This is a genomic window from Larkinella sp. C7 (assembly GCF_006149005.1).
Classification (GTDB): Bacteria; Bacteroidota; Bacteroidia; order Cytophagales; family Spirosomataceae; genus Larkinella.
This window is the reverse complement of the sequence record NZ_VBSL01000009.1, coordinates 62551-88113: the sequence shown is the minus strand read 5'-3', so window position 1 is coordinate 88113 and position 25563 is coordinate 62551. Positions and strand designations below refer to the sequence as shown.

Genomic DNA, 25563 nt, shown 5'->3' with positions numbered 1-25563 from the left:
GGACACTTACTTTTGCACCCACAAAACACTCCCGAATAGCTCAGTCGGTTAGAGCATCTGACTGTTAATCAGAGGGTCGCTGGTTCGAGCCCAGCTTCGGGAGCAAAAAGCCTCAAATCGCGAGATTTGGGGCTTTTTTGTGTTACATATGTAACACAAAAATTTTAACGCTTTCTTTATAATTTGATTTATACATTTATTATTTTTGAATATACCCAAACCTTAAATTTATCATGAACTTAGCGCTTTCTCAAGAATTACGTCGCCAATATGGTGAGGGATATCAAAAATCAGAAGAAGTCAGAGCATTACTTTCTGAAAATATTGAATCAATAATACAAGAAGTTAGAGCAAGACCTAATAATAATATAAAGGTTAAACTAAACGAATCATTTAATGCAAGGTTAGGTACTCCAAATAATAATTTGAGTAACTATTTACTTAATAGTAAGACAGCTGAGTTAGTGCTTTTATTTATTGATATATGTAGCTTTTCAACTAAATTTAGTTCATTAAATAATCAACAATTAACTTCATATTTGGATTCATATTATAAAATTGTATTACCAATAATTTATAAATACCAAGGTGAAATTGATAAAATAATGGGTGATGGAATTATATGTTTATTTGGGCCGCCATTCTTAAATACTACTTATAATGACCGTTTAAGAAAGGCAGAAGATTGTGCAAAAGAAATAATTGCGGCAACAAATGGAACTTCCTATTCACTCAAAATAGCTCTACACCCAGGTCAGTGTATGTACTATCATAATACTTCTTTAAACTACCCTGATTTTACTATTATAGGGAAATGTATAACAGAATTATATAGATTAGAGTCAATAGCTGAAGACGAAAAAATTATATTTTTTAGCGGTACTAAGTTTGAAAGTGAAACCCTGACTAGGCATACAAACTTTACAAGACCATGGTACATATCAAATCAGGCTTCTTTTCCTTCTTTAAAAGGAGTAACTGGTTATAATTGGAAACGTACTTTAATAAAAACATAACAATAAAATGAATATTGATAGTTTACTTCAAGATATAGAAGGTGAAATTAATGATATATTTAATCAATCATTCTCGCTAGATACAACAGACACTAAATTAGTTCCAAATTATGATAGTCCTGGATTAACTTTTGAAAGAAATAATGCAAAGAGAGGCAAAGAACTTACAACTTGTGTATTATATATTGATATTCGTGAATCTACTAAAATTAGCAATGATCTTAAAAACAAAAAAGATATATTAGCAAAAGTTTATACTGCTTTCGCTAAATCCATGATTACTGCTGCTGACTCATATGATGGGTATATTAGAAACATTATAGGTGACAGAGTAATGGTTGTCTTTTCTCCTGAAAATTGTTTTAATAATGCTATAAATTGTGCGATAACTATGAATACGATTGCACATAAAATATTTCCAAAATACTATAAGGAATCAACATTTAAATGTGGCATAGGTATTGACTTTGGCAATATGCGGGTTCTAAAGGTAGGTCGTCCAAGACGAGATGAAGAAAAAAATTCATTTAAAAATCTTGTTTGGCTTGGTGATACAGCAAATATAGCATCTAAATTGACTGATATTGCAAGTAAATCTTTTGAAGATACAGTATATAAAATATCTTATTTACGTAGCAATGGACGTTTTCCTCGTTTTGGAGAGTCTGAAAGGGATCGATTATTTAGCTTTTTAAATCTGCCGAAAACAGAAGAATTGACAGCGATTGAGTTTTCTAACCGAATTATATTTGAGAATAATAAAATATTAATAAAAGATTCTTTTGGAATTAGTGATCTTAATGTAACTAGTATTGAAAAAAAGAAAGTTAAATTAATTTTTCCGCCAATTTTGATATCTGGAATTGTTTATGCTGAATTTTCTAAATTAAATAATGAGAGAAATGATATAAAAGAGAATCTTTGGAAAATTCAACCCAAATCAAAATATTTAAAATCAATAAAAACAGTGTATGGTGCAGATTTAACATGGAAAATTAAGGGAAATAATGACAGATGAAGAATATAAAATCCTAAAAGAACAATTTACAATTGTTAGTGACTGGCTTAAATATGCCGAGTCAAAAAATGCAACTTTAACCGCTTTTAATGGAGCGGCTATCTTTGGAATTTTACAAAGTATTGATAAAATTCCAAGTTGGTTTTCTGCAATAACTGTTGCCTTGTTATTGGTATCCACTTTAATAACGACCTTTTCTTTTCTACCCCGATTGAATAATAAGTTTAGTACAAGGAAAATTCCAAACCAAGAATTTCAATCAACTAAAAACAATATTAATCATATTTTTTTTGGTGATATAAAGAAGCTAGACTCTACACAATTAAGTGAGTTATTAAATGAACGATATCAAAATATGAGTTTTAACCATTCCGATCTTGGTATTTACGATTGGTTAAATCAAATAATTGTAAATTCAGAAATTGCTGCAATCAAGCATATAGCTTTTGTATTTGCAATAAGAACTTCAATGTTATCAATTATAGTTGGGATTATATATATTTCTGTACGCTTAATAGGTTATTTTGATAAAATTATCAATAACTGATAAATTAAAATAGTCATAGTATTAATGTCCTTTTTTTCTTAGCCTTAAATGAGCTTTCTGGCACCCTTGGCAACAAAAAGCGGTATCAACTCTTCTGGCTTCAAAATCTTTTTCACAGTATTGACATTTCTTTCTATAAAACATTCCCTTAATGGTATAAGAGCTTGTACCATAATCCGGGTCGTAATTATGGATTCGTTTATTCTTCTGAACTTTCTCGAATCCATAGTTTCGTAAGCCATTTTTGTCTTGAATGATATTTTCCTTTTTCATTTTTGTACGCGTTATAAACTTGTTAATGGTTCGTTAATGGTTTCTAAATGGTGTGCTGTTACCTTCTAGTACACTTGAAAAATGGTCTAAAAGTGCCTTAAAAGCGGTCTAAAAGTGCTTTAATTTTGCTTCTGTACATAGTATTCATTATAATCCTTGAATGAAGCATATAGAAATGAACAATCCTTAACCTTCACTTCTTGAGCCGTAAGCTTTTCAATCGCTCTTTTTCCAGCATTGTCGTTATCAAAAAAAGTATTCACTACTTGGTACTGTTTTAGAATTGATAATGTCACTTGAAGAAAGGAAAGCGAATTCAATACAATGGTTGGGCTGTTTAATCGGATTGTATTATGATGCTGGCAGCAGGTCAGAAAATCAAAGAAGCCCTCGAAGACATTTATTGCTCCGGTTGGTTTGCCCGGAATAGTGGTGAACCATTTTAGTGAAGTCCCTCCTTGAAAATACCGGCTTCGAAACTCAAACCCACCTTTGTCGTTCTGGAAGCCAATCGCGAAGTAACTTTTATTATCTACTCGGTAATGCACCTCTTTTAAATATTGGCTGGCTACCTTAGGCGAAATCTTCCGGCTTTCTACATATGCCCATAAAGCCCGGTTTTGTATCGGTAGAACGCTCAAAACTTCAAGACTTGAATTATTAGCTTGATTTAGATTCTGGCCGCTAAAAGAAAAAGGAATGACATTATTCGATCCTGAGAATTTTTTGAGAATTTGAACGGCCTGACCAAATGAGCAATTTTGTAGGTATTGAACCAAACGGATTAGATCGCCTTTTTCTCCTGTTCCGCTAAAATCATGGAAAACGTTTTTAATGGGGTCAACCATAAAGGATGGAGAATTTTCCTGATAACGTGGTGAATAATAAACTAACTCCTTACCCTGCTTTCTTACAGGCTGACAACCCATTTGATTGAGATAATCAGTAATCGGGATTTTTTTTAATTCTTCAATGATGCTTTTATCAATCATGTCTTTTTTCTTTTAGCGGCTTGAAATCTTACTTACTCGTTTACTCACCTTATTACTTCCTTCATTATTAGCTATTTATAGCTCGAACATCGAGTAGTCCTGCTTACTTCTTTACTCGTAATTGTCTCTTTTTTCGAGTACTGAGTAATAGCGAGTAGAGAGTTAGTTACTCTTCTATTTAGCTTGTAATTGACTGATAATAAGGCTATTAGATAGTATCGAGTAATCGAGTAGGTAGTATTTTACTTTTGACGAATGTAATACCCCTTTTCAGTGTACTTCTTTTGGGTATTGTAATTTGAAACCTGTGGGAATCCCATTATTTGAAGTGCTTTACCGATTTGATTTCGGTATAGCTTAAGACTTACTTTTGTTCGAAGTGATTGTTCAATGTCAGCCGCAGTGTAAAATTCCGCCCAATGATCTCCTTTTTCTGCTGGCTCGAAATACTTACTGATAATTTCCATTTCAGTCGTTGTTCGTAAGAATTTCCGGTTAGACAGTTCCAAGGTTTTAATCTCTTCATTGGTCATATCCGGCTTATAAGTAGGATCGTTTAGCAAGGCATAGGCTTGTGACCATACCTTGTTAATATCTACCTGAGCCATATACCCGTTCGAGCCGCCGTTGTCATGTTGTATCTCTTTGACAATGAACGGTAACCAACGTACGTTACCGGTTTCATCGGTTAGAAACTCGTATTGGTTCGTACTGGCTACAAAACTGGCTCTTCGCTGAAAAGCGGTTTCAACATTTTGAAAGAGTGGGCGGTATTTTACAATCCCTTCTGACAAGACCGTTTTAAACTCATTATTGAGTTCTTTTTTGTCAAATGAAGCTAGTTCATCTAGATTTACCATGAAGTTTTGCACCAGCGAAAACTTGCCTTCTTTAGAGCCAAAATCAAATCCTTTCTTCACATAGTTTTTTAAGGCAAACGGAATCAGAAAATCTAAAAAAGTAGTCTTTCCGTCGTTCTGTTTACCAACTAGGGTTAAACATTGTTTGTTAAAGGAAATCGCTCCAACTGCCTGACCCACACAACGAACCAGCCACTTTTTAAACATTGCTTTCCACCAATCATTATCCTCTGTTTTGACATAGCTAGCTAATTGCTCGATATAATCCGGTAACGTATCATTCCAGGCTGGCAAACTCTGAAAATATACCTCGAACGGGTCATATTTTGGAATGGTTTTCGAACCAAATAAGGCTCGTAGAGCATCTTTAAACCCTTTCAAACCATAATCATATAGCTCTAATTCAACGTCGCACAAATTCACTAGCTCCCATTCGGTTGCCTTTTTAGCCTTACGTTCTAACTGATTCGAAACCACATCGACACGGTAATCATATTCCGCAAATAAATAATGCCGAATTCGGTAAATAATAGGCTGACTTTCAGCCTTTTGTTTGCTGTTTTGATCAGAATTCATAATTTTGTCTTATTAATTATCAAAGATTAGTATTGAAAACCACCCCCTTTTAGGAGGTGTTTTTTTTGATTACATTGCCTTGCGGTTTGGGCCTTCATTCTCCTTACGTTCGCGGAATTCACGCATATGCCGAATAACCGCTTCTTCACTTCTTTCCGTGTAGTATAGCTCGGTCGTACTGGTTTTTTTATGACCTAACATGGTGGCTACACTGGTCAACGGGACACCATTAGCGATATAATAAGAAGCACACGTTTTACGGGCTACATGGGTAGTTAGTCGAACGGTGATCTTACAAGCAGCTTGTATCTCCTTTAGAATGCGGTTCATAACCTGATTCGCGTAAACAGGCAGCAATCGTTTACGAAGGATACATTCTTCATTATCAGCGTATTTCTCCAAAATCTGTAGAGCTTGCGGTACTAACAGAATAATACAGTCATTGTCATTTTTCCCCCGCTTGATCTTGATCAGTTGTTCGCCATTTTGTAAAGTGAGCAAATGAGAGGAATTGAGTCTACTTACATCGACATACGCCAATCCGGTATAGCAACAGAATAGAAAGACATCTCGTACATAATTGTATTCCCGGCTATGGAACACCGTTTCCTGTAAACGGTGAATGTCCTTTTCCTTTAAAGCAATTACTGCTTTCCGTTCTCTTTTCGGACGAAAGAAGGCAAACGGGTTTTTCTCTAACCATTCGTTTGCAATGGCATAATTGAGCGTTCTTTTCAGAAACTCAGCGTGTAAAACGGCGTGATTATGGCCGTGACCATATGTCTTTTTGCAGAATGTTACGACTTGCTGCGCGTCAATTGCTTTTAGATCAGCAAGTTTCAAATAGGGATTTTGCCGGTAGGTTATAATATATTGCTTGATTCGTTCCACCAAATACCGCTTCTTCTCAACTGTTTTACGTTCAAAGTCAATACCTGACAGCGATTCAAATTCATCTTTGTAGAATTTGTCCAAGCATTCAATAACCGTTGGTTTGTTAGGCTCAATACTGGATTTGTCAATAACGACTTTCTTTATTTCCCGTAAATCGGGAGTTCGTTTAGTCAATAGAAAATCAGTAAATGTGCGTTGAAAGTCAGACTTTAATGCTTGTAAATAGGCCGTGGCCGATTCGTCGTTAAGCACAGTAAATGACTTAGCGTCGAGTTGGCGGGGGCTACAATTCAGACCGGAGCTAAAAGCCACGTTTCGGCCATTGTAATGTAACTTTACATAAATAGCTGTACCCCTTTGGTACAGTTGAACCGTCAGACGCTTTATTCGGACGTTTTGATTAGAATCAGGTAAATGTTTTACCTTTGCCATAGAAATCAATGTTTAACAGGATGTTGATTGAAAAATGAAGCCCGTTACCGTCTGCCAACGGTAACGGGCATTTTGTTTAAAGGAGGCTTTCCAAAGTGACTCCGAAAAAATTGGAAAGGTTACGAGCTTCAAAGCCCAAAATCGGCTTCTCCCCTCTTACCAGTTGACCAAATCGTTTTTGATTGATACCTACTTTTTGATAAAAGCGATTGTCCGGTTTGAACCGACCGCCAATTCTGTTTTCGTAGCCTTCTAAAGCTCCTTTAACTGCTGTCTCTTCCATAATGTATAAAATTTGTTACGTTAATTCTAAATATTACCGTCACAAATCTACACTATTCAAGATATAAATTCCAAATATTTTTTACATAATCGTATAAAATATTTTACGTATTTTTGCATTACTCTAAAAATCAACCACATGGATGTATCAAATAACATACGCTCAATACGTGAAAGGAAAGGTTTAACCCAAGTAGATATTGCAAACCGTCTGGGAACAGAGCGCAGCAATTACGCTCGTTTGGAGAATAGAAACGTTAATTTGACCCTTAAGCAGATTCAAGAAATTGCAGAAGCTTTAGAAGTGTCGGTTTACGAAATCATTGGTATGCCGCAAACGGATGATTTAAGAGGTGAACAAACCGAAACACTTCAAAGACTGGAAGAAAAATTGAAAATGACTGAAGAAGCTCTGAAGGACAAGAAGCGAAATATTAAGCTCTACAAATCCTTTATTGAATGGACAAAGGGCAAATTTGTAACACAATTCCTTCTAGCTGCCTTATATGCAATTCAAGAACTTAAGCTGAGAGAAGTAACTATTGAGGACGACGAAGAACTTGGCATAAGTAAATTTAATCTGACAGATGAAGAACTTAAGCAAATGGGTGACTACATGTTCAACTTTAGCACACCTAGTTATATGCTTACAAATTTTGTAGCATCATCAGGATTTGTAACTGAAAAATGGTTCATTGATGCCTATAAGCGTGCTAATAGAAGGAAAAAAGAAAAAATCGCATTTGCAGAAGTAAAAAATTGGGTTGATGGAGTTTTTGAATTTTTAGAAGAAGAGTAAGAAAAAAAATCTTATGCTAAGGACAATTATATTAGATGCATATGAAGAGTCTGAAAAAAAAGAAATTGCGAACGCTATAGATTATATATGTTCGCCTAAAGATAATTATGGCTGGTCTTCAGCAGGGTTATACTGTTACTGGAATTATTACACAAAGGAAATACTTTATATAGGCATAGCAGTTGACCTCACTAGAAGATTTAAAGAACATAATGGGTTTTACAAAAGAATAAACCCAAATATGTGTAAAATATATCAAATAAATAATTATTTCAAAGAATACAGAAAAATAGGGTTCTCAATAGTAGTACAATCAGCTCTATTACAACCAATAATCTCCTCAAATAGAGCACAATATAAATACACCAACAGCTTATTGAATCTTGAAAGTGGTATTTCCGATATTAAAATACAAGAAGGAGCATTGATAGAACTTTACAAGAATATTAACAATTCTTACCCTTCTTGGAACAAAATAAATGGTTCAATTAATGGGCAAAATAGATCTACCATGATAAGCCCTGATATATTTAAAGCATTAGCAAATATCTATGATGACTTTTTAGTAGCAAAAAGCACGCTAAGAGAATTAACTACAAAGCCAATGCTCATAGCATACGAGATTTGGCTACATGGCTACAGAATGTTGTCAGCATTTTATGGAAAAGAAAAGGCAATAATATTTATGATAGAAAATATTCCTAATACTAACGAGATAATATATCAAATGGAAAAAGATAATTATTTTTCCAAAAAAGCTCAGATATAAAGATCAATACATTGCAACTAATAAAGACCTATAATATTAAACCAGATTGTTTTGCAGAAATTATTTTTAGTTTTAACTCTTCAGAGTAGTCTTCTACATTTAATATACAAGTAATCATTTCAAATAACAAATCCTTACCAATACGATTGTCAGCAACATCTACAGCCGTATTTTCCATTTCTTTAATAAATCTGCTAACACAAAAATCGTATCCATTAATTTCTAAAAAATACGCTCCTAATGCTATAGATGTGCGCTTATTCCCGTCTCGAAATGCATGATTTTTATTGAGTGAATAAACCAAATGGGTAAGTTTATCTACTAATTCAGGATAATATAAATCATTCTGGACATGACCAAGTGGACTTTCTAAATAATTAATATCTTTAACCCCCGGAAATCCGCCGGATTTTGCTATCACCAATTGATCATGTGTGTGCAAAGCCCACTCAATACTAAAATATAAAAATGGCATCCTAACGATCTCTCAAACGATTAAATACATCAATATTTTCCTCTATCCTTTCCTCTAAAGCTTTACTTTTTTCTCCTAAAAAACGTTCATAATCGCTATGAGTGATACAATTTAAATAATTCTCTAAGTTTTTATGTAAAACATCCCGAAAACCAAAATCTCGACTAGCCATTTTTGTCCGAGCATTTTCAACTAAAGGTTTCCACAGGGGATGAGAAACAAAATCTTCAAATAGATTGTTAAGTTCCTCTGGAAGAAGCTTCCGTTTCAAATTATTACTTGATTTTCTTATTTCATGTGCAAGTCCAGTTTCAAAAGATGCAATAAGCTCTAATACTTCTGAATACATTGTATCTCTTACATTTTCCTTTTCTTCCAACTGTAAAATTCTTTTATATTCTTTCGCATTCTCTCTAAATATTGCTTGATATATTTTATCAGTATAAAAAGCATATTTATATGCACCCATTTCAAGACATTCATTTAATGCACTTGTGAAGTCTTTACGGTAGTTTGGCTCTTTCAAAATGGCATAGAAAAAGTCATCATCTCGTTGGTTTATATATTTAGTATTACCACCTACTTTCTGATTTAAGGTATCTATAACAATATCTAAAATTGTACTGCGTAATTTTTTACCATTTTCACTTTCAACTAGTAGCATTCCTAAGTTCAAGAAAGTTCTAAAATTGAATAACCCAAGTACAGCTACTCTATTAACATCAACGCCAAGAAGATGCCCAAATTGGCTCTTAAATGCTCTTAGGTTCTTCCCCTTAATAACCTCATACCCATTATGCTTCAGTTCATCTTGGTAATTCTCTAGATAACGATCAATGGTTTTATCGTCAATCTCGTAAAACTCAGTAATTTGTTTTCTAGTGTACCGAAACTGACCTTCGAACATCATACCTGGAAAGCCAATATGATCTTGAATGTTTTGTAACGCATATGAATTATTTAATATATTTTGCCGCTCAATATTAGATTGTGTCAAGTCTTTCATAATCAATCCATTGTATTCCACCTACCGACATAAATGTCGGTAGGTGGAAAGTAATCATCTGATTTTGTGATACTTACGCGTTATGAAAACGTTTAGCTAACGTTTTTCGCACTTGCCAAGTGTTAACAATATTACACTATTTAGCTATTATGTAATATAAAATACAAATGTTATGTAAAAGAAGATCCGAAGGTGAAAAAAATATTGATCTTCAGTGGTTGTAGATCAATGGATTAAAGTAATATAGTCATCTGTTTAACATAAGAAGAAAGCAGGAGAGCAGGTTCGGTGTCTGTACAATGACACTAGGGGGAGCGGTCGAAAACCCAATATAATAAATTATATTGGGTTTTCGACCGCTCCCCCTAGTGTCATTGTTTATTTATCCTGGTCATTAATTGATATAACACACTGAATTACAGAATATTACCTCAATTCTTAATTTCTAAAAAATATTGAAAAAGTTATTTAATGGTATGCCAATTTAAATTCAGAAACGTCTTACTTCAGTATCTATTAGAATGAAATTTCACTACTCTTTATAAAATACATGTTCATGTTTTAATTTTATACTCTTATTGACATGCTTAAATTGATAATTGTTTACAAAAATATTTACAAAATATGCTGAACAATACATATAACATATTGAATGTTAACCTGTTACGTATCAAATCTAGAAATTGATGAAAAGTTTGACACACATATTTTCAGATATATATGAAATAGATAAGAAATCAAATCTTAATCAACTCATTATCAATTGTTTAATACAACTTTAACTCCCCAGCTTCGGGAGCTTTAAATACAGCCACTTACAAACCCAAATTTGTAAGTGGCTTTTTTATTGGCTCACAACTTATGCACTGGATCCACAACCCCTGGATACCTGCTCCCGATCCCGTTTGCCCCTTATGCGTTCCCACCACCAATGACCAATCCAGTGTTCCATTGGATATAAATAAAGTTACCGTTTAAAACAAAACGGTAACTTTCCGGCTTTCAACCGACTCGATCGCTGCATCCCGGACGTATGATTGGCCGAATTCCGTTTTCCCAGAAGCAGTATATCCGTCTATTATTGATCGTGCTGCTGCTCAACGCGGTGGGGATGACCCTGAAAACCATCTGGATCCCGCTCACGAACGACCAGTTGGGCTATACCCTGGCGGAAACCCTGATGAACTACGGCTTCGGTTTTAACCGGCGGGCGCTGGTGGGTAATTTTTTCATTCTTTTTCAAAACCGGAGCCTCCTTCTGGCCCTCATCACGCTGGCCTATAGCCTGTGTCTGTTGTCTCCCCTGGTGTTGATTTTTTTTCTCCGATCCGGGAAAGAAGCGGCCTGGAGCCTGATCGGTGCTTATCTGCTTTTCTTCTCCCCGTTCGGAATCGCCCTGTATTTGAAAGACCCGCTGGCGATTCGCAAAGAACTGTTTTTCTACCTGTTCTTTCTCGGGCTGGTTGCCTATGACGTCAGAAGCTGGTTCGGCAATGTCGCCTTTATCATCATCGGCACCCTGGTTCATGACAGCTTCTTTTTCCTCTTTCTGCCGTTTTTGCTGGGTTACCACTGGTTGAACCACACCGCCACCCGGCAGCAATTGGGATTATATTTTGCAGTAGGTACAATCGTCACGCTACTGCTGTCGACGCTGAGTGGCAACTCCCGGATCATTACTGAACAGTTTGTCGAGCAGTACGTCGCCCTGGGTTTTAACCGACACCAGTTCGATGCGTTTGCTTATTTTCAGAAATTACCCTTCTGGGCCAATATCAACAACGCCCGGGGACATCTGACCGGTATGAATCCTTTTCTCTATCTACTCCTGTATGTCGGTCAATTTGGGGCTTTGTATGGGCTGTTCCGCCTGTTCAACATCACCCTGACGTATCAAAACCCCGGGCGGCTCCTGTTTGCCATTTGTGGTATTGGATTCATGGCGGTATTGCTGTCCCTGATTGCCATGGACTACGGGCGTTGGCTGGCGATGGCTTTTGGATGTTCCCTGCTGTTGATTTCCAGCCAGATCCAATCCGTTGACATCCCGGCCCACCACAAGTCGATGGGGGTTCGGGTTGCGGTGGGCTTTTTGTCGGTTCTGCTGCTTTTGGTCATTCGCATTCCTCATTTTACGGACCTGGCGTTCAACCCGACGGAGTGGTTTACCATTCAAAAGGCCTTCATCCTGACGGGCCTGGTTCTGGCCGTACTGCTGGTTGCCCTCCTCCCTGCCTGGGGCAGGGTCTTTTCCGAAAAAGGCGGGTCTGTTGGTGGGTAAATGCCTTAAACACCAGAAACCGGACCGAATAATCGTTTTTTGCCCTTTTTTCTCATCCCTGAACCCATAATTGGGGTTATTAAATCAGCGAACGGCCTTCCCGAAACATCCGGGATGACCGGCGTGCAGAATCATCCCGTACCCCGGACACTTATGGAAGAACAGCAAGCGAAACCTCTGTGGTGGCAGGAAGGCGTTATTTACCAGATTTACCCCCGCTCCTTTCAGGATAGCAACGGCGACGGCATCGGCGACCTGCCGGGCATTCTCAAACGCCTGGATTACCTGAAAGAACTGGGCATTACCGCCATCTGGCTTTCGCCGATTTACCCGTCACCGATGGCCGACTTCGGCTACGACATTGCTGATTACCAGAATATTCACCCTTTGTTTGGCACCCTGGCCGACTTCGACACGCTGCTGACGGAGGTACACCAGCGGGGTCTGAAACTGATTCTGGATCTGGTTCCCAACCATACCTCCGACCAGCACCCCTGGTTTTTGGAATCCCGGTCGTCGCGCAGCAGCCCGAAGCGCGACTGGTACCTCTGGCGGGATGCCCTCCCGGACGGCTCCGTTCCCAACAACTGGCTCAGCGTGTTTGGCGGCAGCGGCTGGGAATGGGACGAAACCACGCAACAGTATTATTACCACGCGTTTCTGAAAGAACAACCCGATCTGAACTGGCGGAATCCGGAGGTGCAGCAAGCGATGTTCGACGTCATGCGGTTCTGGCTCGAAAAAGGCGTCGACGGTTTTCGGGTAGATGTGATGTGGCATATGATCAAGGACGATCTGTTCCGCGATAACCCGCCCAATCCGGACTACCAGCCCCACCAGGCAACTTACGAGCAGCTTTTACCGGTTTTCTCCACCGACCAGCCCGATGTGCATGAACTGGTGGTGAAAATGCGGGAAGTCCTCGACCGCTATCCCGAGCGAATGATGATCGGCGAGATTTACCTCCCCATTCACCGACTGATGACGTACTACGGCATCGACGGCAAGGGCGCGCATCTCCCCTTCAATTTCCAGTTGCTGCAACTCCCCTGGGACGCCCGCCAGATTGCCACCGCCATTGATCAGTACGAAGGGCTGCTACCGGTGGACGGCTGGCCCAACTGGGTGCTGGGCAACCACGACCAGCCCCGGATTACGAGCCGGGTCGGCCGCGATCAGGCGCGGGTGGCAGCCCTGCTGCTCCTGACCCTGCGCGGTACTCCAACGCTCTATTACGGCGACGAAATCGGGATGCGCGACGTTCCCATTCCGTTTGATGAGGTGCAGGACCCGCAGGGACTGAACATGCCGGACAAAAACCTGAGCCGCGATCCGGCCCGAACGCCCATGCAGTGGGATTTACAGCCCAATGCCGGTTTTACCACCGGAAAGCCCTGGCTCCGACTGGCCGGAAACCACGCCCGCGAAAACGTGCAGGTACAAAACGAAGATCCCGATTCGATGCTTTCCCTGCACAAACGCCTGCTGGCCTTGCGGCAACGGGAACCTTCGCTTAGGATGGGCGATTACGTGCCGGTGTATGCCGACACCAACCTAATGGCCTACATTCGGCAGGCAAATGGGCATCCGCGTTTTTTGATGGTGCTGAACCTGAGCCACCGACCGGCTTATTTTAAACCAAAAGATCCTTCGCTCAAAGGCATCATTGCGCTGGCCACTTCCCGCGAACGGGAAGGAAAAACTGTAAGCGAAACCATCACGCTGAGTGGTGACGAAGGAATGATTATCCGACTTGATTAAACGATTATGAAAACCATTGGTGCAAACTATACCGGTAACGGTTCCTGTATATTTACGGTTTGGGCGCCGGAGAAAGAATCCATGACGCTCCTGCTTCTCGACCCTGCCGAACGCCAAATCCCCATGCAACGCGTGGAATGGGGATATTTTTGCGTGGAAGTGACAGAGGTTCAGCCAGGTACGCGGTATTTTTTCAAACCGGACGGCGGGAAAGCCTACTCCGATCCGGCCTCTCATTTCCAGCCCGAAGGCGTTCACGGCCCCTCGGCGGTGATCGACCACTCTGCCCATGCCTGGCAGGATCAGAACTGGCGGGGCCTCCCCTTCTGCGATCTGATTCTGTATGAACTGCACGTCGGCACGTTTACGCCCGAAGGTACGTTCGAAGCCATCATTCCCCGGCTCGATGCCTTGATGGAAACCGGCATCAACGCGTTGGAAATCCTGCCGGTCGCGCAATTTCCCGGCACCCGCAACTGGGGCTACGACGGCGTCTACCTCTACTCGGTTCAGAATTCCTACGGTGGTCCGGATGGATTGAAAAAACTGGTGGATGCCTGCCACGCCCGCGGCATGGCGGTTTTTCTGGACGTGGTCTACAACCACATGGGTCCCGAAGGCAATTATTTCAGTCGGTTTGGGCCTTATTTCAATTCCAAATACCACACGCCCTGGGGCGACGCCATCAATTTCGACGACGAATGGTCGGATGGGGTGCGGGATTATTTCTCCAACAATCCGCTGCACTGGTTTGAGCATTACCACATCGACGGGCTCCGGTTCGATGCCATTCATGCCGTGTTCGATATGGGTGCTTTCCACATCTGGGAACAGGTGCATCACGAAGTCAAGGTACTCGAGAAGCGGCTGGGACGTTCGTTGCATCTGGTGGCCGAATCCGACCTGAACGACCCGCGCGTCATCAAATCACCCGAAATGGGCGGTTTCGGTTTCGATGCCCAGTGGCTCGACGATTTTCACCACGCACTGTACGTTTTGATCCATAAAGAAGGCAAAGACCGCTACGGCGACTTCGGCCAGATGGAGCAACTGGCCAAAGCCTATACCGACGGTTTTGTGGTCAGTGGGGAATATGCTTCTTTCCGAAAACGGAAGTTCGGGGCTTCATCGGCGGGCCTGCCGGGCGATCAGTTTGTGGTGTTTAACCACAACCACGACCAGATTGGCAACCGCGTCGGGGGCGAACGGCTATCGGTTCTGATTGATTTCGAGCGGCAAAAAGTGGCCGCAGCCGCCGTGTTGCTGTCACCGTATGTACCGCTGCTGTTCATGGGGGAAGAATACGCCGAAGAGGCCCCCTTCTATTATTTTGTTGATCACTCCGAAGAAGCGCTGATCCGGGCGGTTCAGGAAGGCCGTCGGGACGAGTTTGCTTCTTTTGGCTGGACCGACGACCCGAAAGATCCCTTCGACAAAGCGACGTTTACCGATTCTATTCTGCAATGGGAAAAGCGCAAGGAAGGCAAACACCGGATTATGCTCGAGTGGCACCGGACGTTGATTGAATTGCGCCGAACCGAGCCGGTTTTACAGAATGTCGCCAAAAATGACCTCCGGGTCACGGTTTTGGGGCAATCCGGTTTTGTTCTGAATCGCCAAACCGCCGACGGCCAATCGCATATCCTTTGCCTGTTTAACCTCTCCGACGAACCTGTTTCGTACGCACTGCCCACCTGGGCATCGTCCTGGGACAAGATTCTGGATTCGAAAGACCCCATGTGGTTGGAGGCTGTCGCGTCAGAAACCGCCCTGTTGCCTGCACAGGCCGAACCGGGCCAGCCAGTCAGCCTGCCGCCGTGCAGTGTTACCTTGTATCGCACCCACGGATCAGTCGCAAGCCCTTTTTAGTCAGCGCGTTATGTAATGACGAGCGAAAACCAGCTCTTTTTCAGACACTCGCATAACCTTTCAACAGGATTGGCGCGTAAACACCGGCATCTCACCCCGCCGAGTTGTTGAAACGCCTTCCTTTTTTAACCAAAAATCCGAAAACGCACCGCCCGGGCCAGAATCCGGACGTGGTTCCACACGGCCGTTGCCACCCCAAAATGATCGGCCAGCACGGTGAAACGGTCCCAGAGCGACTGCCGGTGCCGCTGAACCGACAAACCGCCCACCAGATACTTACACAAGACAAAATCGAGCCAAACTACTTTCCGGGCGGTTTTCAGGCAGCGAATTTCCCAATCGACGTCCGCGCTGAGGTTGTCGATCCGAAAGGGCGGGGCCAGCGTCCGGCGGGCAATAAACGCCTGGTGACAGACCTTCATCCCCAGGGCCATATCGCGCCAGCTCAGGTGATGGGGCAGGACGTGGGGCGTAATCTGGCTGCGTAACCCCAGTGCCTTGCCGTTGTCGTCCACAAACAGCGCATCGCTGTAATAGACGTCGGCAGGATTGTTCCGGAGCTGGTTCAGGAGCTTCGACAAAACCGCTTCGTCGTGAAGCTCATCACCGGCATTCATGAACCAGACAAAATCGCCTGTCGCCCGTTGCTGGCCTTTGTTCATGGCGTCATACAACCCCCGATCGGGTTCCGAAATCCAGTGGGTGATGTGCTTTTCGTACTGCCGCACAATGTCCAGCGTCCCATCTTTGGAGTTGCCATCGATGATCAGGTATTCCACCTCACTGCCGGGCTGATTGGCGATCAGGCTCTGAATGGTGCGCTCCAAAAAGCGTTCGGCGTTGTAGGTAATGGTGATGATGGAAAGTAAGGGCATAGAGTGATCGCGGCAATTCACAAAAAAACGGTAATTTTACGTGCTAACCAACGGCTGAATGGAAACGAATTCAACAACCTCATCGGCACTTCAGGACGCATACCGGTCGCAATACGCTGATTCTGACCGCACCTGGCGGAATATGGGCGCCCGGATGAAGGCCGAAACCATTCGCCGTCTGTGCCAATCCTACCACTTTCCGAAAATGCTGGACGTGGGTTCCGGCGACGGGGCGGTTTTGCAGCAACTCGACCAGAACCGGTTTTCGCCAGCCATGTATTCCCTCGAAATCTCGGAAAGTGGCGCCAGCCGAATCCGGGAGCGGGGCCTGACGTCGTTGCAAAATGTGCAGCTTTTCGACGGCTACAAAATACCGTACGGCCCGAAAGAATTTCCGCTGGCAACCTGCTCGCACGTCATCGAACACGTGGAACATCCACGGCTTTTGCTGCGTGAAATCGCCCGGGTTTCGGATTACCAGTTTTTTGAAGTCCCGATCGACTTCAGCTTTTTTGTCGACAAAAAAACCGATCACTTCCTGTCGTACGGTCACATCAATATTTTCACGCCCTCGCTGTTCAAGTTTCTGCTCAAATCCGAAGGCTTTGAAATTCTGGCCGAACACAGTGTCTTCTACGACACGGCCGCCATTCGTCATTCGGCTCCCAACACGCTGGCTTTCTGGGCGATCTGGCTAAAAACCCAAATCCTGAAATCGGTTCCGGCCCTGCGAAAAATCAAGCCGAGTGCGTTTGCAGTGTTGTGTCGCAAGAAAACCGATCTTACCATTTTTTAAATGATGTTGTTACACAGGGTTAATCAGAGAAAACTTTGATCACCTCTGATGCTCCCTGATTAACCCTGTGTAACAACATCATTGTACAGGCGAATATATTTCTGAGCCACTACGGTTTCGTCGTAATTCGCTATCACATGATTTCGCGCGTTTGCCGATAGTTGCTGAAAAGCGGTTTCGGATTGCTCCAGCACCCACTGAATGCCGTTGGCCAGATCTTCCACCGAACGGTAGCTGACCAGATAGCCCGTCTGCTGATGCTGAACCATTTCGGGAATACCGCCCACCTCAAAACCGACCACCGGCGTTCCGCAGGCCATCGACTCCATGATCGTGTTGGGCAGGTTTTCTTCCAGCGACGGAATGACGAACAAATCGGCGGCACTATAAGCCGTGACGATCTGCTGCACACTGTTCAGGGAACCGAGAAAGTGGTAGTTGAACGGTAATTCCTGCAACAAACTTTCGTCGCCCGCCCCAAAAATCAGCAGTTCCACATCGTCGGGCTGCGCCAGTTGCTGCCGCAACAACCCCAGGGCTTTCTGGAAATACGAAAAGCCTTTGCCCACCGCCGACACTTTCGTAGCGGCAAAAAGAATAAACCGTTTGTGATCCGGCAGTTTCAATTCCCAACGGGCAACCGCTTTCGGGATTGGAACGAACAACTTGGTGTCCAGTGGATTCGGAATCGATTGAACCACTAATTTACCAAACAAGCTGCTTTGCCGCGCCCGGTTCGCCAGCCACTGGCTGCACCCCACCGGCGTCAGTCGGGCGTTTTGATATGCCGTTTGCTTGCGAAGCCAGCCGCTGTGGGAAAGGTCGTCGGGTGCTGATGTTCGCAGGAACGGGCAGGTGCCGCAGTGGTGCTGGTAGCCCTCGCAGGTGCCGCTGTGGTGGCAGCCGCCCGTGAAGGCCCACATGTCGTGCATCGTCCAGACGACCGGTTTTTGCAACGCAAACAGCTTGCGCAACGACCGGGTCGATAAGAAACCAAACGAAGTCCAGTGAAGGTGCAGAATATCAGCCTGTTGTACAAGCAGATGCTGGCTGATGTCGGCGCCGATCAGCGCAGGCGAGAAGGCAAACCGCACGTCGCGGCTGCGTTCGAAGGGCATAAAGGTCAGGCGGTCGAGCGCAAACCGGGCGGTGTTCCAGCGTTTTTGCCAGGGCGTTTGGGCGAGCGACGTCACAAACGGTTCGACCACCGACGTGTCGGCCACCAGCATATCGGACGAAAAACCGGCCCGATTCAGCGCCTGATTGATCCGGTTTGCGGCAATGGCCGCCCCGCCAAACTGATGAAACGTGCTCAGGTGCAGAACCTTCATTTGGTAGCCGTCAGAACGATGTAGGGCGAAAACGCTTTGGTTTCAACCGGAACCAGTTTGAAAAACACTTTCAGCGGAAGCCACAGGAGCTTTCGCAGCACCCGGCCCAGCAGCGGTTTTTCGGATTCACGCTCAAACCAGAGCATAAACCGCCCGTTGTAATAGACCTTGATATTTTTCAGACCCAACCGTTCGCTGGTGGTTCGGAGCAGTTCCAAATCCATCGACCGGATGTTGTGTTTGGCGTAGTTTTCCGGATCGAAGGTCTTCTGAAACCAGCCGTTCAGCCCCCGGAAGTTGGGTAGGGTAACGAGTAATAAACCGCCCGGATTCAGCGATTCGACGTGTTTTTCGAGAATAACCGCCGTATCATCGAAGTGTTCGATGAGTCCGTTCGACGTCACCATGTCAAAACCGCGTTGGGGCGAATACTGAAAGAGATCGGTTTCGATTACCCCGACGGAATGTTTCGGCAACCCGTTTGCTTTTTCCAGTTCATGCAGGATTTTCGGATGAACAACGTAGTCGAGCAGTATGGCGTCGGTGTTCAGGTGTTTTTTCATCCAGACCGAATAATAACCCGGAAAACCGCCCAGTTCCAGCACCGACTGGATGGGGTGAGCCGCCACCAGTTGCCGGATCAGGGGCAGAAACGGGTAGTTGTCCGGAATCTGGAAAATGAGCCCTTCTTTTGATTCCCAGTAATTGAGCCAGAAGGCGCGGTCGGTTAAAGTCAACGTGGTAAAGATTGAGCGGGTGACAGCCCCGCGTGTCGCAAAAATAGACACCCGTCCGACAGATTCAAAGCCGCACACCCGAATCCCGGTGCTTATCGGCCTTAAAACGATTCAACCGCCGACCGGGCCAAAAAAAGCCCCAGCCGGGTAAAGAGCTGGGGCTTGTCAAAAGAAGTTCGTGGGTACGTTAAAAATGCCAGCGTACAAAGGCTTCCATCGCTTCGTATTCGGCCAGACCGAGCTGGTTATACAACCCAGCCGTCGCCCGGTTGCGTTCTTCGGCGCGTTGCCAGAACTCCCGCGAATCGGAACCTTGATAGACCACGCCGTCTTTCTGCGACTGGTGTTTGAAAATACCGAGCCGTTTGCGCATCACCTGGTCGGGCGACATCGGAACCGCCATTTCAATTTCGTGGATATCCCACTCGGCCCAGGCACCGCGGTAGAGCCACACCCAGCAATCCTGCATGAAGTCTTCATTTTTTAACCGGCGAACGGCTTCCATGATGGCGTCCAGGCAAACTTTGTGGGTTCCGTGCGGATCGGCGAGGTCACCGGCGGCATAAATCTGGTGCGGTTTTATCTGTTTAATGACGTCCATCACCACCTGAATGTCGGCTTCGCTCAGCGCACTCTTTTCCACTTTGCCGGTTTCGTAGAACGGCATGTTCAGGAAGTGGGCATTTTCAACCGGAATCCCGACAAACCGGCAGGTCGATTTGGCTTCCCCTTTCCGGATCAATCCTTTGATATACCGCACTTCCATCGAGTCCATTTCACTGTCTTTCTTGGCGCGCAGGAACTCGGCGGCATCGCGGAAAATCTGGGTTGCTTCGGGGCTGTCGATTCCGAATTTCTCGTTAAAGTCCACCACATAATCCGCAAACCGCAGGGCTTCATCATCGGCCACGGCAATGTTTCCGGAAGTCTGATACCCCACGTGAACCTCGTGGCCCTGGTCGACCAGGCGCTGGAAGGTCCCCCCCATCGAAATGATGTCATCGTCGGGGTGCGGGCTGAAAATCAGGCAGCGTTTGCTGGCGGGCAGCGCGCGTTCGGGGCGCTTCGTGTCGTCGGCATTGGGTTTGCCACCCGGCCAGCCCGTAATCGTATGTTGCAGTTGATTGAAAACGTCGATGTTCAGATCGTATGCCTGACCAACCTGCGCCAGCAAGTCGCTCATCCCGTTGTCGTTGTAATCTTTGTTGGTCAGTTTCAGCACCGGTTTTTTCAGCGAGCGCGACAGGTACGTCACGGCTTTTTTAACCATGCTGTTGTCCCACTCAACGGTATCGACGAGCCAGGGCGTTTGCATCCGGGTCAGGTCCGACGCGGCCGCCTGATCGATCACAAACAGCGCGTTGGGGTGGGTTTGGAGATACGAAGCCGGGATGGATTCGGTAACGGTTCCTTCCAGAGCGGCCCGGATCACCGGCGCTTTGCGTTCACCCCAGGCCAGCAGAACCACCCGCCGGGCGCTTAGAATGGCGGCAACGCCCATCGTAATGGCCTTTTTCGGGGTTCTTACCAGACTGCCAAAGTCCATGGCCGCAGCCGCCCGCGTCGAGTGATCGAGCATCATCAGGCGGGTATGCGAATTGATCAGCGAACCCGGTTCGTTAAAACCGATGTGACCATTGCCCCCGATACCCAGCAATTGGAAATCCAGCCCACCATACGATTGGATTTTTTCTTCGTACGACCGGCTAAACTCCGCTACTTTGTTGACCGGAACGGTGCCGTCAGGAATGTGATAATTGCCTTCCGGAATATCGACGTGGTCGAACAACTGCTCCTTCATAAACCGCACGTAGCTTTGCAGCGAATCGGGTTCCATCGGATAATATTCGTCCAGGTTGAACGTCACCACGTTATGGAAACTCAGGCCTTCTTCGCGGTGTTGCCGGATGAGTTCGGCATACACCGTTTTGGGTGATGAGCCGGTGGCCAGACCCAGCACACACAATTTGCCCTGTTGCTGTTTGGCGCGGATCAGATCTGCAATTTCGTGGGCGACGGCGCGGGACGCATCTTTCGCATCGGCGTAGATGTGCGTCGGAATTTTTTCGTACGTGATGGCCGATTGCACCGGCTCACCCGGTTTACGACCCGACGCATTTTCGACAATGGAAGGTTCAGAAATCATAACGAATGGTAAATTGTGGTTCGTGCGGTGCGGCAAAATTCGGTATACTTATTCGTAACACCAATAAAAATATTTTAAAATTTTTTAAAAATACCGAATGCGATCTAAATTAAGGAATCGCGTTGTATTCTGGTTTATCTTGTTACTCTTTTTACCGCAATTCTTACTACTCGTTTCCGTCCCATGTCGTTTTCCCGCCGAAACTTTTTACAAACCATCACCGCTGCTGCGGCCATCCCGGCTTTTCGTCCACCACTTTCCGTGATCAAGCCCCCGCGGCTTAAACCGGGCGACACGGTGGCGCTGGTAGGTCCGGCGGCTCCGGCTTTCACGCACGAAACGGTGCAGGTCGCGGTGGAATCGCTGCAGGCGCTGGGTTTCAAAACCGTCATCGCCAAACACGTTTTCGACCGCTATGGCTACCTCGCCGGCACCGATGCCGACCGGGCCGCCGACCTCAACGCGATGTTTGCCGATTCCACCGTAAATGCCATCATGGCCATGCACGGCGGTTGGGGGTGCGCCCGGCTGTTGCCGCTGCTCGATTACAACCTGATCCGGCGGAATCCGAAAATTCTGGTCGGGTATAGCGACATTACGGCCTTGTTACTGGGCATTTACGCCCAAACGGGATTGGCAACGATGCACGGCCCGGTGGGTTCGGCCACGTTCAATCCGTTCACGGTGAACTATTTCCGGCAGACGCTGATGGACGGCCAGGCGGTTTTGATGGAAAATCCGCATGACAAGGGGGACTTGCTGGCGCAGGTCAAAGACCGGACCGACACGCTGAACCCCGGCAAAGCCCGCGGTCGGCTGGTGGGCGGTAACCTGACGGTTTTGAGCCACATGATGGGGTCGAAATACCTGCCGGACTGGAAAGACAGCATTCTGTTTCTGGAAGATATTGGCGAGGATGTTTACCGGATGGACCGGATGATTACGCAACTCAAACTGGCGGGCGTACTCGATCAGATCAGCGGTTTTGTTTTCGGGAAATGCACCGACTGCGAGCCCGGCAAGGGCTACGGTTCGCTGACGCTGGAAGACGTTTTTCGCGATCACATTGTTCCGCTGAAAAAACCGGCGTATTCGGGCGCCATGATCGGCCACATTACACACAAATTCACCGTCCCGTTGGGCATCGAAGCCGAAATGGATGCCAACGCCGGAACGATCCGGCTGCTGGAACCGGCAGTGCGGTAATGGTTTTAACTACCTGTCCGCCAGCGGTCAGCAAAACCGTCCATTTGCGGACAATAGTGCAAAGAAGCACGTGATTATTGTACTGATAATGCGTGTTTTAACGATTTGGTACGGCTTTTGGGATTGCCTATAAAACGCCTGATTTAACTTGAATTCCAGGTGATCGTTTCCCGGGCTTTAAACTTCAACACGGTATTGACCATGCTACACAATTACCTAAAAATCACGATTCGAACCTTCTGGAAAAACAAGCTGTTCAGCGGTCTCAATGTTGTTGGCCTGGGAATTGGGATGGCCGCGGTTGGTTTGATGGCACTATACGTCCTGGATGAATGGAGTTACGACCGGTTTCATACCCAAGCGGACCGCATTGTCCGGGTGGTTCATTATGCCCAATGGCCGGGTGGAAACCTCAAACTCGCCCCGACTTCCGCGCCGTTTGGTCCAGCCCTGAAGAACGAATACCCGGAAGTTGAAAAGGCGGTTCGGATCAGCACCGAAGGTGGTGGACTGATCACGTTCAATGACAAAAAAATGGAGGTCGGCAACATCTTTTTCACCGACCCGTCGGTATTTGAGGTGTTTACATTTCCGTTTCTGTACGGCGATCCGGCTTCGGCGCTGAGCAAACCGCAAAGCATCGTTCTGACGAAGAGCGTTGCTGAAAATCTGTTCGGCGATGCCCAAAAAGCGGTTGGAAAAGTTGTTGAGTTCAGTAATCATTTCCCCAACACCGTTACGGGGGTGATCGAGGATGTACCAGCCAATTCGCATTTGCAGTTCAGGGCATTACGTTCGCTGCCAACCAATTACACCAGCGGCTGGCAGAGTTTCGAACTCTATACCTATCTGCTGCTGACCGAAGGAAGCGATTCCAAAACGCTGGAAGCCAAACTGCCCGGTTTTTACCAGAAATACCTCAAAAAAGAATTGGGCGAGGGCGTAAACTACCGCATGGAACTCCAGCCGCTCCGGTCGATTCACCTCCACTCGCAGCTCGACTATGAAATCAGCCCGAACGGAAACGCGCGGACGGTGTCCATTTTTGCGATCGTGGCGGCCCTGATTCTGCTGATTGCCTGCATCAACTACGTAAATTTATACACCGCCCGTTCCCTGAAACGGACCCGTGAGGTCGGCGTTCGGAAAGCGATCGGCTCGTTTCGGCAGCAGCTCATCGGGCAATTTCTGACGGAGTCGATGCTCATGACATTTCTGGCGGGTTTGGTCGGTACAGGATTGGTGGTGGTAGCCTTACCTTTTTTCAATCAGTTGACCGATAAATCGCTGTCGATTCCCGATGGACCGACTATGGTCCTGGTGGTTGGTGGCCTTTCGCTCGCTCTGGGTGCGTTGAGTGGTCTCTATCCCGCCCTGATGCTGTCGGGTTTTCGGCCTACAGCGGCTCTGCGGGGGCAGGTTGGGTCCCAATCGGGCAGCAACTTTTTTAAGCAATCGCTGGTCGTGTTTCAGTTTGTGGCCACGATTGCGCTGATTGCCTGCTCCGGCATTGTGTACCGGCAGATGGAATTTGTGCTGCACAAGGATTTGGGGTTCAACAAAGAACAGGTGCTCACGTTCCACATTAACAGTGACGAAACCCGCCAGCGCGTCGAGGCACTCAAAGAGGCCCTGCTGCGAAACCCATTGATACAGAGTGCGTCGGCTGCCAGCAATCCGATTGGTAACAATAACATCGGCGGCAACGGGATGTTCTTTGAGCAAAACGGGGTGATTTCAGAAGGTACGCAGGTTGTCCAGAAATTTTCGGTTGATTCGGACTACCTCAAGACCCTGGAAATTAAACTGCTGAACGGACGAAATTTCTCCGAATCATTCAAAAGCGACCTGTTTGGTGCGGTTTTAGTGAACGAAACCTTAGTGAAGCAGCTCGGCTGGAAAGAGCCCGTCGGCAAGCGGGTGAAATACTACATCGATCAGGAAAAGCACACGGCCGAAGCCCGCGTGGTGGGTGTCGTCAAGGATTTTCATACCTATTCGCTGCAGCATAAAATCGAGCCGCTGGTATTACAGATGCCTGCTCCTTTTGAGAAAGACAATGTCTATGTTCGGATTCAACCCACGAAAGTAACCGAAGCCCTGGCCTACATCCGGTCGGTCTACCAAACCTTCGATCCGGCCAACACGCTCGATTTTCATTTCCTCGACGAAAACTTTTCGCAGCAGTACAAAGCGGAACAGAAACAGGGCGAAATCCTGCTGACGTTCACGGTTTTGGCGGTGTTGATTGCCTGTCTGGGGCTGTTTGGGCTGACGGCTTTTGCGGCCGAGCAACGCACCAAGGAAATTGGTGTTCGCAAAGTGCTGGGCGCATCGGTTGCCAGTATCGTGCTGTTGCTGTCGAAAGACTTTTTGAAACTGGTATTCATCGCCATCGTCATGGCTGCACCCCTTGCCTGGTATGCCATGAATCAGTGGCTGCAGAGCTTTGAGTACAAGCTTGAACCTGCGTGGTGGGTATTTGCCCTGGCAGGATTGCTGGCCATCGCCATTGCCTTCCTGACGGTGTGTTTCCAAAGTGTGAAAGCGGCCCTGACCAACCCGGTGGAAAGTTTGCGCAACGAGTAATCGTTCTGGCTACTGAACGTGGAAAAGTGCGGA

At 45.6% G+C, this 25563-nt stretch carries 22 protein-coding genes and 1 tRNA gene; 12 read left to right on the top strand and 11 right to left on the bottom strand.

Going from position 1 to position 25563, the window contains the following annotated elements:
• The first annotated feature begins 29 nt into the window (after positions 1 to 29).
• The 4 genes from FH871_RS21560 (at position 30) to FH871_RS21545 (ending at position 2581) form a co-directional block, all read left to right on the top strand.
• A tRNA-Asn gene (locus FH871_RS21560) sits at positions 30 to 103 on the top strand.
• Between the two features lie 130 nt (positions 104 to 233).
• Complete coding sequence (locus FH871_RS21555; protein WP_138993490.1) at positions 234 to 1016, top strand: adenylate/guanylate cyclase domain-containing protein; 783 nt, start codon at positions 234 to 236, stop codon at positions 1014 to 1016.
• A 7-nt stretch (positions 1017 to 1023) separates the two neighbouring features.
• A complete protein-coding gene (locus FH871_RS21550; protein ID WP_138993489.1) occupies positions 1024 to 2034 on the top strand; it encodes an adenylate/guanylate cyclase domain-containing protein in 1011 nt (336 codons plus the stop codon).
• Positions 2024 to 2581: a Pycsar system effector family protein gene (locus FH871_RS21545; RefSeq protein ID WP_138993488.1), complete on the top strand. Its 558-nt coding sequence runs from the start codon at positions 2024 to 2026 to the stop codon at positions 2579 to 2581. The genes FH871_RS21550 and FH871_RS21545 overlap by 11 nt, the downstream gene beginning before the upstream one ends.
• Before the next feature lie 21 nt (positions 2582 to 2602).
• On the opposite strand, the gene FH871_RS21540 is transcribed toward FH871_RS21545, so the two are convergent.
• From FH871_RS21540 to FH871_RS21520, 5 genes are all read right to left on the bottom strand, one after another.
• The gene (locus FH871_RS21540; RefSeq protein ID WP_138993486.1) at positions 2603 to 2854 is read right to left on the bottom strand and encodes a hypothetical protein; all 252 of its coding nucleotides are present in this window, start codon (positions 2852 to 2854) and stop codon (positions 2603 to 2605) included.
• 119 nt (positions 2855 to 2973) lie between these two features.
• Positions 2974 to 3846: a toprim domain-containing protein gene (locus FH871_RS21535; RefSeq protein WP_138993484.1), complete on the bottom strand. Its 873-nt coding sequence runs from the start codon at positions 3844 to 3846 to the stop codon at positions 2974 to 2976.
• Positions 3847 to 4088: 242 nt separating this feature from the next.
• On the bottom strand, positions 4089 to 5282 hold the full coding sequence (locus tag FH871_RS21530; RefSeq protein ID WP_138993482.1) for a VapE domain-containing protein: 1194 nt from the start codon (positions 5280 to 5282) through the stop codon (positions 4089 to 4091).
• Positions 5283 to 5351: 69 nt separating this feature from the next.
• A complete protein-coding gene (locus FH871_RS21525) occupies positions 5352 to 6608 on the bottom strand; it encodes a site-specific integrase (protein ID WP_138993480.1) in 1257 nt (418 codons plus the stop codon).
• Positions 6609 to 6684: 76 nt separating this feature from the next.
• Positions 6685 to 6891 carry a hypothetical protein gene (locus FH871_RS21520; RefSeq protein ID WP_138993478.1) on the bottom strand — a complete coding sequence of 69 codons (207 nt, stop codon included), beginning with the start codon at positions 6889 to 6891 and terminating at the stop codon, positions 6685 to 6687.
• Between the two features lie 138 nt (positions 6892 to 7029).
• Between FH871_RS21520 and FH871_RS21515 the strand changes: the two genes are divergently transcribed.
• Both FH871_RS21515 and FH871_RS21510 read left to right on the top strand, forming a co-directional pair.
• The gene (locus FH871_RS21515; protein WP_138993477.1) at positions 7030 to 7689 is read left to right on the top strand and encodes a helix-turn-helix domain-containing protein; all 660 of its coding nucleotides are present in this window, start codon (positions 7030 to 7032) and stop codon (positions 7687 to 7689) included.
• A 13-nt stretch (positions 7690 to 7702) separates the two neighbouring features.
• A complete protein-coding gene (locus tag FH871_RS21510; RefSeq protein WP_138993475.1) occupies positions 7703 to 8458 on the top strand; it encodes a GIY-YIG nuclease family protein in 756 nt (251 codons plus the stop codon).
• A gap of 28 nt (positions 8459 to 8486) precedes the next feature.
• On the opposite strand, the gene FH871_RS21505 is transcribed toward FH871_RS21510, so the two are convergent.
• Together FH871_RS21505 and FH871_RS21500 are read right to left on the bottom strand one after the other, a co-directional pair.
• Positions 8487 to 8933 carry a type II toxin-antitoxin system death-on-curing family toxin gene (locus tag FH871_RS21505; protein ID WP_138993473.1) on the bottom strand — a complete coding sequence of 149 codons (447 nt, stop codon included), beginning with the start codon at positions 8931 to 8933 and terminating at the stop codon, positions 8487 to 8489.
• A gap of 1 nt (position 8934) precedes the next feature.
• A complete protein-coding gene (locus tag FH871_RS21500) occupies positions 8935 to 9939 on the bottom strand; it encodes a DNA-binding protein (protein WP_138993472.1) in 1005 nt (334 codons plus the stop codon).
• 1033 nt (positions 9940 to 10972) lie between these two features.
• Here FH871_RS21500 and FH871_RS21495 point away from each other — a divergent pair.
• The 3 genes from FH871_RS21495 (at position 10973) to treZ (ending at position 15850) form a co-directional block, all read left to right on the top strand.
• On the top strand, positions 10973 to 12220 hold the full coding sequence (locus tag FH871_RS21495; protein ID WP_138993470.1) for a hypothetical protein: 1248 nt from the start codon (positions 10973 to 10975) through the stop codon (positions 12218 to 12220).
• 153 nt (positions 12221 to 12373) lie between these two features.
• Positions 12374 to 13981: an alpha-amylase family glycosyl hydrolase gene (locus tag FH871_RS21490; protein WP_138993468.1), complete on the top strand. Its 1608-nt coding sequence runs from the start codon at positions 12374 to 12376 to the stop codon at positions 13979 to 13981.
• A 6-nt stretch (positions 13982 to 13987) separates the two neighbouring features.
• Positions 13988 to 15850, top strand: coding sequence for a malto-oligosyltrehalose trehalohydrolase (gene treZ / locus FH871_RS21485; protein WP_138993466.1), 1863 nt, complete (start codon positions 13988 to 13990; stop codon positions 15848 to 15850).
• 125 nt (positions 15851 to 15975) lie between these two features.
• Here treZ and FH871_RS21480 read toward each other — a convergent pair whose 3' ends face one another.
• Positions 15976 to 16725, bottom strand: a complete 750-nt coding sequence (locus tag FH871_RS21480) for a glycosyltransferase family 2 protein (RefSeq protein WP_138993464.1) — start codon at positions 16723 to 16725, stop codon at positions 15976 to 15978.
• Between the two features lie 58 nt (positions 16726 to 16783).
• Here FH871_RS21480 and FH871_RS21475 point away from each other — a divergent pair, with 58 nt between their 5' ends.
• On the top strand, positions 16784 to 17521 hold the full coding sequence (locus FH871_RS21475; protein ID WP_138993463.1) for a class I SAM-dependent methyltransferase: 738 nt from the start codon (positions 16784 to 16786) through the stop codon (positions 17519 to 17521).
• 59 nt (positions 17522 to 17580) lie between these two features.
• Here the strand turns inward: FH871_RS21475 and FH871_RS21470 are convergent, their stop codons facing one another.
• From FH871_RS21470 to nagB, 3 genes are all read right to left on the bottom strand, one after another.
• Positions 17581 to 18852, bottom strand: a complete 1272-nt coding sequence (locus FH871_RS21470; protein WP_138993461.1) for a glycosyltransferase family 4 protein — start codon at positions 18850 to 18852, stop codon at positions 17581 to 17583.
• The gene (locus tag FH871_RS21465; protein WP_138993459.1) at positions 18849 to 19589 is read right to left on the bottom strand and encodes a bifunctional 2-polyprenyl-6-hydroxyphenol methylase/3-demethylubiquinol 3-O-methyltransferase UbiG; all 741 of its coding nucleotides are present in this window, start codon (positions 19587 to 19589) and stop codon (positions 18849 to 18851) included. The genes FH871_RS21470 and FH871_RS21465 overlap by 4 nt, the downstream gene beginning before the upstream one ends.
• A gap of 187 nt (positions 19590 to 19776) precedes the next feature.
• Complete coding sequence (gene nagB, locus FH871_RS21460) at positions 19777 to 21735, bottom strand: glucosamine-6-phosphate deaminase (protein WP_138993457.1); 1959 nt, start codon at positions 21733 to 21735, stop codon at positions 19777 to 19779.
• A 183-nt stretch (positions 21736 to 21918) separates the two neighbouring features.
• Here nagB and FH871_RS21455 point away from each other — a divergent pair, with 183 nt between their 5' ends.
• A complete protein-coding gene (locus tag FH871_RS21455) occupies positions 21919 to 22941 on the top strand; it encodes an LD-carboxypeptidase (RefSeq protein WP_138993455.1) in 1023 nt (340 codons plus the stop codon).
• A 201-nt stretch (positions 22942 to 23142) separates the two neighbouring features.
• Positions 23143 to 25530, top strand: a complete 2388-nt coding sequence (locus FH871_RS21450) for an ABC transporter permease (RefSeq protein WP_138993453.1) — start codon at positions 23143 to 23145, stop codon at positions 25528 to 25530.
• Positions 25531 to 25563: the final 33 nt, after the last annotated feature.

Bases quoted from the DNA above. Each gene is read 5' to 3' on its own strand.
- FH871_RS21555 (WP_138993490.1), top strand. From the start codon at position 234: ATGAACTTAGCGCTTTCTCAAGAATTACGTCGCCAATATGGTGAGGGA.
- FH871_RS21550 (WP_138993489.1), top strand. From the start codon at position 1,024: ATGAATATTGATAGTTTACTTCAAGATATAGAAGGTGAAATTAATGAT.
- FH871_RS21545 (WP_138993488.1), top strand. From the start codon at position 2,024: ATGACAGATGAAGAATATAAAATCCTAAAAGAACAATTTACAATTGTT.
- FH871_RS21540 (WP_138993486.1), bottom strand. From the start codon at position 2,854: ATGAAAAAGGAAAATATCATTCAAGACAAAAATGGCTTACGAAACTAT.
- FH871_RS21535 (WP_138993484.1), bottom strand. From the start codon at position 3,846: ATGATTGATAAAAGCATCATTGAAGAATTAAAAAAAATCCCGATTACT.
- FH871_RS21530 (WP_138993482.1), bottom strand. From the start codon at position 5,282: ATGAATTCTGATCAAAACAGCAAACAAAAGGCTGAAAGTCAGCCTATT.
- FH871_RS21525 (WP_138993480.1), bottom strand. From the start codon at position 6,608: ATGGCAAAGGTAAAACATTTACCTGATTCTAATCAAAACGTCCGAATA.
- FH871_RS21520 (WP_138993478.1), bottom strand. From the start codon at position 6,891: ATGGAAGAGACAGCAGTTAAAGGAGCTTTAGAAGGCTACGAAAACAGA.
- FH871_RS21515 (WP_138993477.1), top strand. From the start codon at position 7,030: ATGGATGTATCAAATAACATACGCTCAATACGTGAAAGGAAAGGTTTA.
- FH871_RS21510 (WP_138993475.1), top strand. From the start codon at position 7,703: ATGCTAAGGACAATTATATTAGATGCATATGAAGAGTCTGAAAAAAAA.
- FH871_RS21505 (WP_138993473.1), bottom strand. From the start codon at position 8,933: ATGCCATTTTTATATTTTAGTATTGAGTGGGCTTTGCACACACATGAT.
- FH871_RS21500 (WP_138993472.1), bottom strand. From the start codon at position 9,939: ATGAAAGACTTGACACAATCTAATATTGAGCGGCAAAATATATTAAAT.
- FH871_RS21495 (WP_138993470.1), top strand. From the start codon at position 10,973: ATGATTGGCCGAATTCCGTTTTCCCAGAAGCAGTATATCCGTCTATTA.
- FH871_RS21490 (WP_138993468.1), top strand. From the start codon at position 12,374: ATGGAAGAACAGCAAGCGAAACCTCTGTGGTGGCAGGAAGGCGTTATT.
- treZ (WP_138993466.1), top strand. From the start codon at position 13,988: ATGAAAACCATTGGTGCAAACTATACCGGTAACGGTTCCTGTATATTT.
- FH871_RS21480 (WP_138993464.1), bottom strand. From the start codon at position 16,725: ATGCCCTTACTTTCCATCATCACCATTACCTACAACGCCGAACGCTTT.
- FH871_RS21475 (WP_138993463.1), top strand. From the start codon at position 16,784: ATGGAAACGAATTCAACAACCTCATCGGCACTTCAGGACGCATACCGG.
- FH871_RS21470 (WP_138993461.1), bottom strand. From the start codon at position 18,852: ATGAAGGTTCTGCACCTGAGCACGTTTCATCAGTTTGGCGGGGCGGCC.
- nagB (WP_138993457.1), bottom strand. From the start codon at position 21,735: ATGATTTCTGAACCTTCCATTGTCGAAAATGCGTCGGGTCGTAAACCG.
- FH871_RS21455 (WP_138993455.1), top strand. From the start codon at position 21,919: ATGTCGTTTTCCCGCCGAAACTTTTTACAAACCATCACCGCTGCTGCG.
- FH871_RS21450 (WP_138993453.1), top strand. From the start codon at position 23,143: ATGCTACACAATTACCTAAAAATCACGATTCGAACCTTCTGGAAAAAC.